Origin of the sequence: Roseiflexus castenholzii DSM 13941 (genome assembly GCF_000017805.1) — a bacterium.
Lineage (GTDB): Bacteria > Chloroflexota > Chloroflexia > Chloroflexales > Roseiflexaceae > Roseiflexus > Roseiflexus castenholzii.
In genome coordinates this window covers 3,281,729-3,294,541 of record NC_009767.1, presented here as the reverse complement: position 1 = coordinate 3,294,541, position 12,813 = coordinate 3,281,729, and the positions used below count along the sequence as shown (strand labels likewise).

Genomic DNA, 12,813 nt, shown 5'->3' with positions numbered 1-12,813 from the left:
CCTCTGTCTCGTTTATCTTTCCACGGACGATGTGCAACGCAGCACATCGCCGGCAACACGCTTTTGGGCAGGTAGGCGTGCTTCAGGATACCCATAACGGGCAACCTTGAACCTTTTGTGGGCATGTCTGCGGAAGAACACACACCCGTTCATCCCCACCTGCCATCTTTTCACGAATGTGGAACCGTCACCCTTCCCACCTTAACCGAGATTGCTCCATGCCGCACCATGAGGATACTCATACATTGCCAGCGACTCCGGTTTCATTTCGATGCTGTATCCTGGCGTCTGCGGCGGCATGTAGCGAGCATTGCGGATGACAACCGGATCGAGAAAGTGCTCGTGCAGATGATCGACGTATTCAATCACACGATTCTCCAGCGATGCGGAAACGCAGATGTAATCCCAGATCGACAGATGTTGGACATACTCGCACAACCCGACACCGCCAGCATGCGGGCAGACCGGTACGCCAAACTTTGCGGCCATCAGGATAACCGCCAACACCTCGTTGACCCCGCCGAGGCGGCAGGCATCGATCTGACAGAAATTGATGGCATTCATCTGCAACAGTTGTTTGAAGACAATGCGGTTCTGGACATGCTCGCCGGTTGCCACGCCAACCGGCGCCACAGCGCGGGCAATCGCCGCATGACCCAGAATATCGTCGGGGCTGGTTGGCTCCTCGATCCACCAGAGGTCGAATTCTGCAAGGTCGCGCATCCAGGCAATCGCCTGCGGCACATCCCACACCTGGTTGGCATCTGCCATTAATTTGCGATCCGGTCCAATGATCTCGCGGATCAACCGGGCGCGGCGCCGGTCGGCATCGAGATCACGTCCAACCTTCATTTTGATGTGCTGGAACCCGGCATCGATCGCTTCCCGGCACAACCGGCGCACTTTGTCGTCGGAATACCCGATCCAACCCGCCGATGTCGTATAGGCAGGAAACCCGTGCGTGCGCATTTCCGCCTCGCGTTTGGCGCGCGTCGCCTCCTGGCGGCGCAGAATGTCACGCGCCTCATCAGGCGTCAGCGCATCGGAAATGTAGCGAAAATCGATGCAGCGCACCAGTTCTTCCGGCGACATATCGCTCAACAACTTCCAGAGCGGTTTTTGCTCAACCTTTGCCCACAGGTCCCAAACCGCATTGACCACGGCGGCAGTCGCCAGATGAATCACGCCCTTCTCCGGTCCGATCCAGCGCAACTGGCTGTCGCCGGTGATCATATGCCAGAACGCGCCCATGTCAGCAGTGATTGACTCAAGGGAACGGTTCACCACCATCGGCAGCAAAACCTGACATGCGGCGACGCACAATTCATTGCCACGCCCGATGGTAAAGGTCAGCCCGTGCCCCGTCAGACCAGGGACGTTTGTGTGGAGAATCACATATGCCGCCGAGTAGTCGGGGTCGGGGTTCATGGCGTCCGATCCATCGAGAGTGCGGGAAGTGGGGAAGCGAACGTCGCGCGCTTCGGCGCGGGTGATGGTGATTGCCATACGCACATCGCTTGTTACAATAAAATATATATCACGGGCGTAGTGTACGACGAGGCATGGCTGATGTCAAGTCGCAACCATATAAGAAAGCGGTGCATACCTTCCAGAACGTCACCCGCAAAGGCGCAAAGATTCGGCGCACCCTGCCGGAAGGTTCAAGGGCGGACAGCACGCATGCATGGCGTTGGGATGCGCCGTTGTACCCTCACCCCCTGCCCCGTCTGCGGAAGCGTAGAGACCGGCGTCGCGCGTGGCCGTCCCACGGTCCCACAGTGGGTGTGCCGGTCGGTGTTCGCTCGCGTGTTCTGCCCGTGCTTAAGGTCCGAAGAGCACGGATCATCATTCCGAGCGAAGCGAAGCATCCCAATCCTGCGCGCGCTGCCAGGACCCACCCCTCGCTTCGTTCGCAACTCTGCTCATAGCGACAGCGCCTGGACTCCTCGCGTACCAAAGAAAGAAAGAACATCCGGCGCACGCTCAGCATGGGCAGCCGGCGCACAGATTGCGGCAAGGACGGCGCTTGCGCGACCGCCACATCGCCCGCGATCTTCCCATACGCAGGAGGTTGCCCCGGTGCGCTTGCAGCGACCAAAGGGAGGGATGAACGCTCTTGACAGAACAAACGAAAATAATATAAAATATTTGCATTCCTCGTTTCTGCTGATCACAAGTGTGCTATGAGCAATCTTCACCAACGCACCATGACCGAGCAAGTCATGGCACGTCTGCGCGACATGATCCTGAGCGGCGAACTGGCGCCAGGATCGCGTCTCGACCAGAACGAACTGGCGCGACGTTTCGGCGTGAGCCTGGTGCCGCTGCGCGAGGCGCTGGCGCGGCTGCAATCGCGCGGGCTGGTGCGCATTGTTCCCCACCGTGGCGTCTTCGTCGAGTCATTGTCGGTCGAAGAGTTGCTCGACATTTATCAGGTGCGCGAGGCGCTCGAAGAACTGGCGGCGCGCCTGGCAGCGCCGCGCCTGACCGTCGCGGACCTGGCAACCCTTGATCGATTGAAAATCGAAATGGAACAGACCGCAACGATTGATGATTTCGATGCATTTCTCGATCTACACCGCGAGTTTCATTTCACGATCTACCGGGCGGCAGGACGGCGGCATCTGGTGCAGTTGATCGCTCAACTCTGGGATTTGAGCGCGCGCTATCGGCGATTTCAGTTGTATGCCTTCCCGGAGCGGGCGCGTGCGTCCCTGTTCGAGATTCAGGCGATTCTCGATGCATGTCATCGGCGCGACCCCGATGCTCTGGCGTGTATGGTGCGTTACAAGGTGCATCAAACGGTGGTCAGCCTGCTCGACGTGATGCAGCGTGAGCAGACGGTTGCGTCGCTGGTCAACGGGAAGCGCATCGAGAAACAGCAGGCGCTCGGATCCACCGGCGAGGACGCAGGCGTATGAAGCATCCATCGCACAGCGTCGAACTTACCGGTCTCACCTGGGATCATACCCGCGGGTATGTGCCGCTCGTCGCAGCTGCGCAGCGCGTTGGCGAATTGCACCCCGGCATGACTATCACCTGTATTGCGCTGGGGGAAACGCCATTCACGACTGTCGGGCGCGTGGTTGATCGTCCAATTGGCATCGCCGCGCTGGAGCATCTGCGCGCGCTGATTGCGCTGTGCGATCCGGCGTGTCTGCACCCGTAACCCGATCCAGACTTATGAGGCGCTTGCAACCAGCGACACGCTTGCTTATTGCCCGTTCGCCTGCGGCTGAATTATGCGCGCTGCGGGTATGCCGCCAACCGGTTACGCTTCGGCGGTCTGGTGACGTTCAACGGCCAACGCCTGCGTTCGACCCTCGGCGGCGCCGGTCTGTCGGTGTCGGATGCATGCCGTCACGTCGCTACTGCCGTGGCGTTCGCCCGTTTCGTCGCCGAATCGTCCATTCAGTGCATCTATGTGACCAGCGGCGGGCAACCCGGTTATTGCGCTGCCTGGAACGATGATCTCGCCAATGCCCTTGGTGACGGATACTTCCGTGACACCCTGCCGACGCTCGATGCGGCATTCTTGCGACTACGCTACGCGGGATATCCCTGGTTCCAGGACCACGCGGCGCCGCTGGTGCACGCCTGTCTTGCCGGCGAACGTTCCGCTGAAAGGGCGTGTAATGGAAACTCGACCGCTCGATGGCTTGCTCGTACTCGATTTCAGTCAGTTCCTGGCTGGTCCCTCGTGTGCGCTGCGCCTGGCGGATCTTGGTGCGCACGTGATTAAGATCGAACGTCCTGATGGCGGCGAAGCCGGGCGTCATCTTGCGATCGCCGATCTGTTCCTGGATGGCGACAGCGTACTGTTTCATACCATCAACCGGAACAAACTCTCCTTCGCCGCCAATCTGAAGCGTACAGAAGACCTGGAGCGGGTATGCGCCCTGATTGCTCGCGCGGATGTGCTGATTCAGAACTTTCGCCCCGGCGTCATCGAACGAGTGGGACTTGGGTACGAGGCGGTAGCGGCGATCAACCCGCGTATCGTCTATGCCACTGGTACAGGGTATGGCACAACCGGTCCGCGGCGCGATCTGCCAGGGCAGGACCTGCTGGCGCAGGCACGATCCGGACTGCCGTTTCTCAACGGCGACGCCGATCAACCGCCGCTTCCCTTCGGGCTTGCCATCACCGATATTTTTGCCGGTGCGCACCTGGCGCAGGGGGTGCTGGCATGCCTGGTACGTCGCGGTGTCACCGGGCGTGGCGGTCTGGTCGAAGTCAGCCTACTCGAATCGGCGCTCGACCTGCAATTCGAGGTGTTCACCGCCTACCTGAACGATGGCGGTCGGTTGCCGCAACGCAGCGCCGTCAATAATGCGCATGCCTGTCTTGGCGCGCCGTATGGCATCTATGCAACAGCGGACGGCTATCTGGCGCTGGCGATGGGTTCGATCCCGCAATTGGGCGAATTGCTGGGATGCGAAGCGCCGCTGGCGCACACCGATCCGGCAACATGGTTCAGCGCGCGTGATGAAATCAAAGCGCTGATCGCCGCGCACCTGGCGACTCAACCAACTGCGTACTGGCTCGCGCGATTGGAACCGGCGGACTACTGGTGCGCCGAGGTGCTCGACTGGGATCGGCTTACGGCGCATCCGGGGTTTGCCGCAGTGCAGATGGTGCAACAGGTGACGCGCAGCAACGGAATGACCCTGGCGACAACCCGGCGCCCGATACGGATCGATGGCGCTGTTCTGACATCGCCGGTTGGCGCGCCGCGCGTCGGCGAACATAATTCTTGCCGGGTACGGCTTGCAATGAGCAGGTGCTGAGCCATGACTCACAAACAGTATTTCGAGGACTACGCCATCGGCTTTCACCGTCGCACCATGGGGCGCACCATTACAGAAGCCGATGTGGTGCTGCACGCCGGGCAGACAGGCGATTTCTATCCGCACCATATGGATGCAGAGTGGTGCAAGACGCAGGATTTCGGGCAGCGTATTGCGCATGGCACGCTCATTTTCGGCGTCGCCATCGGCATGACCGCCGGCGCCATCAACCCACATGCTATGTCGTATGGCTATGATCGATTGCGGTTCATTCGCCCGGTCTTCATCAACGATACGATCACCGTCGAGGCGACCATTACCGAAAAGCGCAACCATCCGCGCCGCGCTGATCATGGGATTGTCGTCGAAACGATCGAGGTGTTCAACCAGCATCATGAAACGTTGCTGGTGTGTGAACATCTGTATCTGGTGAAGCGACGCCAGACGTCGGTGCTTGCTGAACATTGAGATCATGAAGAAGCGCGTCATCATCGGCGGTATCCTTGTCACTCTTGCTCTGATTGTTGTGTGCAGCGGCGCCGGTATGACCGCGATCCGGCGCAGCGGCGTTGCACCGCCGCAGTTCGTCATCGATCTTGGCCCGGTTCAGGCGCTTGGGCGCCTCTCGACCATCCCGGTCTGTTCGTATGCCACGTCGTGCCTGCTCGATCCATCGGGACGTGATGTTGCCATCTATACGATCTGGATCATCCAGCGTCCTGCTCTGCCTGGAGCGCCTTCACGCGCGATCCGACTGGCGAGTCTGGTCATTGATGATGGATCGTAAACTATTTCTTGACAAACGTTCCGAAAAATTATAAAATACATATATCTCCGTATCTCGGCGCACCCCGATGTGCATGTGCTTCGATCAGATCGTGAGCAAAAGACAGTGGAGTCTCTTCCGATTCTCGATCTTCACTATCATCCGCACCTTTCCGCCCGAACCGATTATGGGATTGCGCTGATCGGATGCGGCAGGATTGCGAACTATGCCCATCTGCCTGCATATAAATTGCATGGTTTGCGCGTGGTCGGCTGTTACGACATCGACCGTCAGGCGGCGCAGGAAACCGCTGCGCGTCATGGGATTCCGCGGGTATATGAGACGCTCGATGCCGCACTCGCCGATCCCGATGTGCAGATTTGCGACATTGCAGTACCCGCCTGGCATCAACGCGCCATCGACGAACAGGCGGTCGCCGCCGGCAAGCACCTCCTCTGCCAGAAGCCGCTTTCCGAGAACCTCGCGGATGCCGAAGCCATTGTGGACATAGCGCGACGCGCCGGGCGCAAAGTCGCCGTCAGTCAACAGATGCGCTGGAGTCCCGCGATTGCCGCTGCGCGTGATCTCATTCAGCGTGGGTTTATCGGGCAACCGGCCGCTGCGCAGATTCTGGTATCGATCACTACGCCATGGCATATGTGGCCCTGGCTTCAAGCGCATCCCTACCTCGATCTGATGTGCCACAGCATCCACTGTCTCGACAGTCTGCGCTACCTGTTCGGCGACCCGGCGTGGGTGACGAGCCGCCATGCCCACTATCCGGGGCAACAAGAACGCGCCGAAACGAAAACGATCACGGTGCTGGATCACGACTCGGGGTTACAGGCGTTGCTTGCCGTCAATCATCATGACCACAGCGGCGACGCCTATGCCACGTTTCGTTTCCTGGGCACCGAAGGAGTGATCAAGGGAATCATCGGGCTGCTCTACGACTATCCGCACGGCAGACCAGACTCGTTGCAGTGCCATTCCACGACGACCGCGCCGGACATCTGGTTCGATGTGCGCCTCGAAGATCGCTGGATTCCCGATGCGTTCATTGGTCTAATGGCATCGCTGATGGAAGCGATGCAGATGGATGGAACGCCGCTGACCGACGCCGCCGACAACCCGCATACGCTTCGCCTCGTGCACGCAGCATATCGCTCCGCCGCCGATCATCGGTCGGTGCGCCCCGCTGAATTATAAGATTTCTTGAACGAAACGAAAGGAGGCGTGTATCGTATCAGAATCTTCGGTCAATGTCAGGCTTGCAGATGCTCCTTCCACGCAGCGCAATTGTGGCGTTTGCGGCATATTGGTATCAGGCGCAATCATCCCGGCATAGTCCGACAACAATGGAGGGACTCCATGACCACACACCACGAGGAAGAACTCGCGCAGGAGTTGAAACGGCGTGGCTTGAGTCGCCGCGAGATTTTGCAGATCGGCGCACGCCTCGGGTTGAGTAGCGCTGCTGTGGCGGCCGTGCTGGCGGCATGCGGGCAGGCGCCGCAGCAATCGGGTACGGGCGCTGCGCCGACCACGCCTCCCGCAACCGAGCCGACACCGACCTCACTCTACGATCTGGAAGAGGGCAATAGCGGCTGGCCCACCAATGCCATTGCCGATCCGTCCGAGCGGGTGGAGATTAGTGTCGCGCACGCCTGGGACGCTGTCTTCTTCGAGCGTCAGAAGCAGTTTGATACGCTCTTTATGCAGCGCCACCCGAATATCGTCGTCAAAGCCGAGAATACGCCCTTCGGCGAGTACCGCCAAAAATACGTCGCGCAGGCGGCCGGCAACGCCTTGCCCGATATCATGTACTGCCAGTTTTCATGGGCGCAGGAGTTCATCAAGAACGGCCTGTTCCGTCCGCTCGACGACTACATCGCTAAAGAGAAGGACTTCAACCTGCAAGACTTCACGCCGCAGTCGCTGGTGTCGTACCAGCGCGACGGCAAACTGTGGGGCATTCCATATGATGAAGGTCCCGCCAACCTGTACTACAACAAAGATATTTTCGATGCCGCCGGGATTCCCTACCCCGACGAAACCTGGGACCTCGAAAAGTTGAAGGAAGTCGCGCTGAAACTGACGCAGGGCGAAGGACCGAACAAGATTTTCGGGCTGGGCGAACTCCCATCCCTGGGCGACTCGCTGGTGGCGCCACCCTACCTGATGCCCTTTGGCGCTCAGTACCTGCGCGAACCCAAGGAGGACGAGTGTCTGATCAACCAGCCCGAAGCGGTTGCCGCCCTCGAATGGTGGCAGGAGTTGCGCGATAAGGGTGCGGTGCCCAGCCCCGCCGACCTGCAAAACGTCGCCTGGCCCGCATTCCAGTTCGGCAAGATTGCGATGACCATGCAGGGTTCGTGGGCGACTCCGCCGATCCGCGCCGGCGCCAAGTTCAACTGGGATATTGCGATGTGGCCTAAAGGTCCGAAGGCGCATGTCACCTTCTCCGCCGGAAGCGCCTACATGATCACACGCGACAGCAAAAACCCTGACGCGGCGTGGATCTATCTGAACGAATACCTCTCGACCGCCGGGCAATCGTATATGTGGGGAATTACCGGGCGCGGCAGCCCGGCGCGCCTCTCGGCGTGGCCCTCGTACCTCAACTCGAAGTTTGCGCCTCCCGGCGCGAAATACGTCGAGCAGGCAATGCGCACCATCGCCAGCCACGACATTATCGATCAACCGACCGGTCCGCAGGTCACGCAGGCGGCAGGACCGATCTGGGATCTGGTGGTGGCCGGGCAGTTGAGCGTGAAGGAAGCGTGTGATCAGGTGTTTGCTGCGGTGGACCCGATTATCGCCGTCAATCGCGCGTGATCGGCGACGCACAGCAGTGGAAGGACGGAGATACGGCGACGGTTGCTCTGGGCAGCCGTCGCTACAACCTTGCTTCTGGGGAGGGTGTGCATGGCAGGAGCGCAGCGACGAATCGATCAAACAGTGGCGCGACCGATAGGCAAGCCCAAACTGGGGAAACTGGCGCGCCGTGAAGAGCGTGAGTTCTATCTGTTCATTTCCCTCTGGATCATCGGGTTTATTGCGTTCGACGCCGGACCAATCATTGCATCGCTGGCGATCAGTTTCACCAACTGGTCGATGATGACGCCGCCCTCCTGGACCGGATTGCAAAATTATCAACGCCTGATCGCCGACCCGCTCTTCTATACGGCAATGTGGAATTCGCTCTATTTCGGTATCGGCAGCGTCGGTCTCGGTCTGATCGTCTCGTTTCTGCTGGCGTTGTTGCTCAATCAAAAAGTGCTGGGGATTTCGGTCTTTCGCACCGTTTTCTATCTGCCATCGGTCGTCAGCGGGATTGCCGTCGCCATTTTGTGGATCATGATCCTGCATCAGGATTTCGGGCTGATCAATACGGTGCTTTCCTGGTTCGGCATCAAAGGTCCAGGGTGGCTGGTGCAACCGCAGTGGGCAAAACCGGCGCTGATCCTGATGAGTCTGTGGGGCGCCGGCGGTTCGATGGTGATCTACCTCGCCGGTTTGCAGAGTGTGCCGCAGCACTTGTACGAAGCCGCCTCCATCGATGGCGCCGGTCCGTGGATGAAATTCTGGAACGTGACCGTTCCGATGATGTCGCCGGTCATCTTTTATAACCTGATCGTCGGGTTCATCGCCTCACTCCAGGGGTTTGTGCTGGTGTTGATTATGACCAACGGCGGACCGGCGAATGCAACGTTGATGTTCGGTCTGTATATCTATCGGGTGGCGTTCCAGTTCTTCCAAATGGGGTACGCCTCAGCACTGGCGTGGATTCTGCTGGTCGTCATTATGATCATTACGGCGCTGCAATTTCTGGGTGCGAAATACTGGGTGTTCTACGAGGGTGAGACGGCGCGTTGAGCGCACGGACTGCATCGGCATCCGCATCATGAGGTGGCTTCGATGAGTGCAAATCTTCAGCAAAGCGCAATGGCAACAGCGCAGGCACAGCGTCGTCCGCTGTTCGGTATGCGCAATCAGCGACTGGCGCACCGGGTGATCGTCTATGCGCTGCTGCTGGCGCTGTCGGTGTTATTCATTCTTCCCTTTATGTGGATGGTCTCGACATCGCTGAAGAACAGCGAAGACGTCTTTACCTATCCGCCGAGTTTCTTTCCAACGACCTTTCTCTGGCAGAATTATCCGCGCGGCTGGACGATCCTGCCGTTCAATACGTTCCTCCTCAACTCGCTGATTGTGACATTCACCAATGTGATCGGCAATCTGATCTCCTGTTCGCTGGTGGCATTCGGGTTTGCGCGATTGCGCGCGCGCGGACGGGGCATCCTGTTCCTGGCGTTGCTGGCGACCCTCATGATCCCGCGTGAAGTGACGATTGTGCCGCGCTTTTTGCTCTTCAGCCAGATGGGGCTGGTCAATACCCTCTGGCCCCTCATTCTTCCGGCATGGTTTGGGTATGCGTTCTTCATTTTCCTGCTGCGCCAGTTCTTCATGACCATCCCGACGGAGCTGGACGATGCGGCACGCATTGATGGCGCATCGTCGCTGCGCATCTTCTTCGAGATCATTCTGCCGCTCTCGAAACCAGCGCTGGCGACGGTGGCGATCTTTGCGTTCATTGGCAACTGGAGCAATCTGCTCGATCCGTTGATCTATATTCGCTCGCAGGAGCTGTATACCCTGGCGCTCGGTCTGAACCTGTTCCGCGGGCAGAACTTTACGCAGTTCAATCTGCTCATGGCGGTGTCGATCATTACCCTGATCCCGGTATTGACGGTCTTCTTCCTTTCACAGCGCCTCTTCGTGCAGGGCGTGACCCTGACCGGTATGGGGGGACGGTAGGAGGCTTTGCGTGCCGCACCTGTCGATCAAGCATCGCACATTCGATTCGATGGCTTCGAGCGCGCGTTGACGGAGCAGGTACGCCATTTTGCCGCGCTGCATCCAGGTGTGACCTTCACCATGAGTCACGCCGGTCCAGAGGAGTTGTACGCGGAGATGGTGCAGCACGGCGGGGTGTGGAGCGGCGAATACGACCTGATGCTCGTGCTGTCCGATTACGATTGACGATGCCGCATGCGTGTCATTCCGAGCGCAGCGACGGGTCATGCCGAGCCCTTCGCTTCGCTCAGGGTAAACGCAGCGAGGAATCGAAGCGGGTCGCGCACGACCCCTCGCGCTGATCGGGGTGACCATGCCGGATGGTCCCAGGGAATTGGTATCACTCATTGTCGGGATTATCGCACGTTCCTCTTTGCGCCATCGTCATGCATCCTCAAAGACCCAATTCTGCTGGCGCGCAATCTCGCGCAACGCGCGCGACAGTGCATCGAGTTGCTTGAGCAACAACCCGATCTTCATCGGCGCGTGCTGGTCCTGGCGCACCCATTTGATCAGATCGCCTTCGGCGTGCGCCCGAAACAGCCGGTCGGTCTCATCGATCATCTGGTCGAGCGAACGAATGCGGAAGACGCGCGCTTTGTTCTTTGGCTGATTCTCAATCGTTTCGTCGGCGATGTCGGGGAACACAGGATCATCGTCTACGGTTTCGTCGTCCCACAAACCGGCGTCGCGCTCGTCGTCGGACAGATCACCGAGCGCAGCGCCTTTGAGGAGCGGACCGGCGGCAGGCATGGCGGCACTGCTTGCGCTGCGTGGCATCGTCGCCGCCAGATCGACGCCCTGTTGCAACGCCTGAAGCGCATCGTCGAGCGAGAGATTGGGGTTGGCGGCGAAAAAGCTTGCCAGGCGGCTGATCTCGGCGGCTGACATACCCTCTTCGACAGCGGCGCGCGCCAGTTCGATCTGCGTGCGTTCGTTCGTGACACGCCGCAGGTGCTGCGCCTGCGTGACGTTCAGATCGCCTTTGCGCAGATACTCCTGGATTTCGAGCGGCAGGTCGAGCAACCCCAGGTAGCGCCGCACCGTGCGCGGCGACAGCCCAACGAGGCGAGCCGCCGCCTCGTCGAGCGCCCCTTCGTCGGTGCTGCCGCGCTCGAGCGCAATCTGCTCGCGCAATTTCTGGAAGGCGCGCGCCTGCTCGAGGTCGTTCAGGTCGCGCCGTTGCAGATTTTCGGTCAACTGGCGCAGGAACACCCGCGGATCGTCGGGATCGAGCAGCACGCATGGCACCCGTTCCAACCCCAGTTTCAGCGCCGCCAACCGCCGACGGTTGCCGTACACCACACGATAGCGACTGCGCCCGATGTCGATCACGCCGAGCGGCTGAAGCAACCCATACTCAGCGATGGTCGTCGCAAGTCCATCGATTTCGCCGGGGTCTTCGCGGACGCCCTGCGGATCCGGTTCGAGCGCCCGCGGATCGATCCAGAGAAGCTGCATATGCCCTCCAACAGGCGATCTGGCGCCAATGTCGTTCAATCTCACACAAAGGCGCAAAGGCACAGCACAGTACAGATGTTCGGGAGGAGTATATCAGATGTTGGGTATGGTGACAAGCGCGGGGTATCCGGTAGTGCAAGCATGGTTTGACTGCGGTCTTGTCTTCTTTTGTAGTGCAGTGCGGTGGTTTTGCGGCACTGCGCCACCATGATCCGGAGCGCCGCGCTTTGTTCTTGCAGCGCCCAAAAACGTCACCTACCAGGAACGCACATCAATGAGAAGGCGCATACCGAGTCGCGCCGTGCCGAGAAATGCTTTACCCATTGGGCGCAGTACGCTCCTGCTTCGCCATATCTGTCAATTATTCCAGCCGTGCCAGAATCTCTTCGGGGACGTTGGCGCTCAGATGGGGATATGCTTCAATCAGGCGTGCAATGTCTGCCAGGTCCTTCTGCCGTTTACTTCTGCTGCGCTCAGGATCGAGCGTCGCCCAGATTTTTCCTCGCAACACATCCTCCAGGCTCGCAACCGGCAGATCGACTCCCAGAACATTGGACACGACAGCGCGGTCGATAAACGAGCGGTAACGTTCGTCGGTTTGAATCTGTATCCGCAGATCGGAATGCGGAAGAGCAATGTTCAGACTGTGGGGAAAGCGCCTGACGATGAAGCGTTGCTTGAGGATCTGTTCCAGGGCGTCCAGCGATTCAACCGCGACCACGACGACCAAATCCAGGCTGACAAGCGGCTCCACATAAGCGTTGACCGCCTGCCCGCCAATAACGCAAAAACGGATTCCCTGCTCGCGCAAAAATGCGATAAATTGTTCAAGCAGATTGGCAGCATCCATCGTGATGATTTTCCAGAATGTCTGCACTTGCATAGATCTGCTCACTTCGTGTGGCGCCACTATAGACCATGCAGTAAGGCATGTCA

General features: G+C 59.2%; 14 protein-coding genes. 11 read left to right on the top strand and 3 right to left on the bottom strand.

Annotation, left to right across the window (positions count from 1 at the left end):
* Positions 1-201: 201 nt before the first annotated feature.
* Positions 202-1,506: an L-fuconate dehydratase gene (locus RCAS_RS13165; RefSeq protein ID WP_012121055.1), complete on the bottom strand. Its 1,305-nt coding sequence runs from the start codon at positions 1,504-1,506 to the stop codon at positions 202-204.
* 677 nt (positions 1,507-2,183) lie between these two features.
* Between RCAS_RS13165 and RCAS_RS13160 the strand changes: the two genes are divergently transcribed.
* The 11 genes from RCAS_RS13160 to RCAS_RS13115 all read left to right on the top strand — a co-directional run bounded on the left by RCAS_RS13160 (position 2,184) and on the right by RCAS_RS13115 (position 10,602).
* Entirely contained in the window at positions 2,184-2,921 is a 738-nt protein-coding gene (locus RCAS_RS13160) for a GntR family transcriptional regulator (RefSeq protein ID WP_012121054.1), read from the top strand.
* Positions 2,918-3,169: a hypothetical protein gene (locus RCAS_RS23365; RefSeq protein ID WP_049768834.1), complete on the top strand. Its 252-nt coding sequence runs from the start codon at positions 2,918-2,920 to the stop codon at positions 3,167-3,169. The genes RCAS_RS13160 and RCAS_RS23365 overlap by 4 nt, the downstream gene beginning before the upstream one ends.
* 48 nt (positions 3,170-3,217) lie before the next feature.
* Positions 3,218-3,742: a type 2 periplasmic-binding domain-containing protein gene (locus tag RCAS_RS25215; protein WP_157042643.1), complete on the top strand. Its 525-nt coding sequence runs from the start codon at positions 3,218-3,220 to the stop codon at positions 3,740-3,742.
* Positions 3,636-4,790 carry a CaiB/BaiF CoA transferase family protein gene (locus RCAS_RS13150; protein WP_012121053.1) on the top strand — a complete coding sequence of 385 codons (1,155 nt, stop codon included), beginning with the start codon at positions 3,636-3,638 and terminating at the stop codon, positions 4,788-4,790. The genes RCAS_RS25215 and RCAS_RS13150 overlap by 107 nt, the downstream gene beginning before the upstream one ends.
* 3 nt (positions 4,791-4,793) lie before the next feature.
* The gene (locus RCAS_RS13145) at positions 4,794-5,258 is read left to right on the top strand and encodes a MaoC family dehydratase (RefSeq protein WP_012121052.1); all 465 of its coding nucleotides are present in this window, start codon (positions 4,794-4,796) and stop codon (positions 5,256-5,258) included.
* 4 nt (positions 5,259-5,262) lie between these two features.
* Positions 5,263-5,577, top strand: a complete 315-nt coding sequence (locus RCAS_RS13140; protein ID WP_012121051.1) for a hypothetical protein — start codon at positions 5,263-5,265, stop codon at positions 5,575-5,577.
* 105 nt (positions 5,578-5,682) lie between these two features.
* On the top strand, positions 5,683-6,765 hold the full coding sequence (locus RCAS_RS13135; RefSeq protein ID WP_012121050.1) for a Gfo/Idh/MocA family protein: 1,083 nt from the start codon (positions 5,683-5,685) through the stop codon (positions 6,763-6,765).
* A gap of 162 nt (positions 6,766-6,927) precedes the next feature.
* Positions 6,928-8,394, top strand: coding sequence for an ABC transporter substrate-binding protein (locus RCAS_RS13130; protein WP_012121049.1), 1,467 nt, complete (start codon positions 6,928-6,930; stop codon positions 8,392-8,394).
* 90 nt (positions 8,395-8,484) lie between these two features.
* Positions 8,485-9,435 (top strand): carbohydrate ABC transporter permease, encoded by a 951-nt coding sequence (locus RCAS_RS13125; RefSeq protein WP_012121048.1) that lies wholly within the window; start codon positions 8,485-8,487, stop codon positions 9,433-9,435.
* Between the two features lie 42 nt (positions 9,436-9,477).
* A complete protein-coding gene (locus RCAS_RS13120) occupies positions 9,478-10,377 on the top strand; it encodes a carbohydrate ABC transporter permease (RefSeq protein WP_012121047.1) in 900 nt (299 codons plus the stop codon).
* A 6-nt stretch (positions 10,378-10,383) separates the two neighbouring features.
* Entirely contained in the window at positions 10,384-10,602 is a 219-nt protein-coding gene (locus RCAS_RS13115; RefSeq protein ID WP_041330757.1) for a hypothetical protein, read from the top strand.
* A 198-nt stretch (positions 10,603-10,800) separates the two neighbouring features.
* Here the strand turns inward: RCAS_RS13115 and RCAS_RS13110 are convergent, their stop codons facing one another.
* Positions 10,801-11,877, bottom strand: coding sequence for a ParB/RepB/Spo0J family partition protein (locus RCAS_RS13110; RefSeq protein WP_012121046.1), 1,077 nt, complete (start codon positions 11,875-11,877; stop codon positions 10,801-10,803).
* Positions 11,878-12,238: 361 nt separating this feature from the next.
* A complete protein-coding gene (locus RCAS_RS13105; RefSeq protein ID WP_012121045.1) occupies positions 12,239-12,760 on the bottom strand; it encodes a nucleotidyl transferase AbiEii/AbiGii toxin family protein in 522 nt (173 codons plus the stop codon).
* Positions 12,761-12,813: the final 53 nt, after the last annotated feature.

Bases quoted from the DNA above. Each gene is read 5' to 3' on its own strand.
- RCAS_RS13165 (WP_012121055.1), bottom strand. From the start codon at position 1,506: ATGGCAATCACCATCACCCGCGCCGAAGCGCGCGACGTTCGCTTCCCC.
- RCAS_RS13160 (WP_012121054.1), top strand. From the start codon at position 2,184: ATGAGCAATCTTCACCAACGCACCATGACCGAGCAAGTCATGGCACGT.
- RCAS_RS13125 (WP_012121048.1), top strand. From the start codon at position 8,485: ATGGCAGGAGCGCAGCGACGAATCGATCAAACAGTGGCGCGACCGATA.
- RCAS_RS13130 (WP_012121049.1), top strand. From the start codon at position 6,928: ATGACCACACACCACGAGGAAGAACTCGCGCAGGAGTTGAAACGGCGT.
- RCAS_RS13150 (WP_012121053.1), top strand. From the start codon at position 3,636: ATGGAAACTCGACCGCTCGATGGCTTGCTCGTACTCGATTTCAGTCAG.
- RCAS_RS13105 (WP_012121045.1), bottom strand. From the start codon at position 12,760: ATGCAAGTGCAGACATTCTGGAAAATCATCACGATGGATGCTGCCAAT.
- RCAS_RS13120 (WP_012121047.1), top strand. From the start codon at position 9,478: ATGAGTGCAAATCTTCAGCAAAGCGCAATGGCAACAGCGCAGGCACAG.
- RCAS_RS13140 (WP_012121051.1), top strand. From the start codon at position 5,263: ATGAAGAAGCGCGTCATCATCGGCGGTATCCTTGTCACTCTTGCTCTG.
- RCAS_RS23365 (WP_049768834.1), top strand. From the start codon at position 2,918: ATGAAGCATCCATCGCACAGCGTCGAACTTACCGGTCTCACCTGGGAT.
- RCAS_RS13145 (WP_012121052.1), top strand. From the start codon at position 4,794: ATGACTCACAAACAGTATTTCGAGGACTACGCCATCGGCTTTCACCGT.
- RCAS_RS13110 (WP_012121046.1), bottom strand. From the start codon at position 11,877: ATGCAGCTTCTCTGGATCGATCCGCGGGCGCTCGAACCGGATCCGCAG.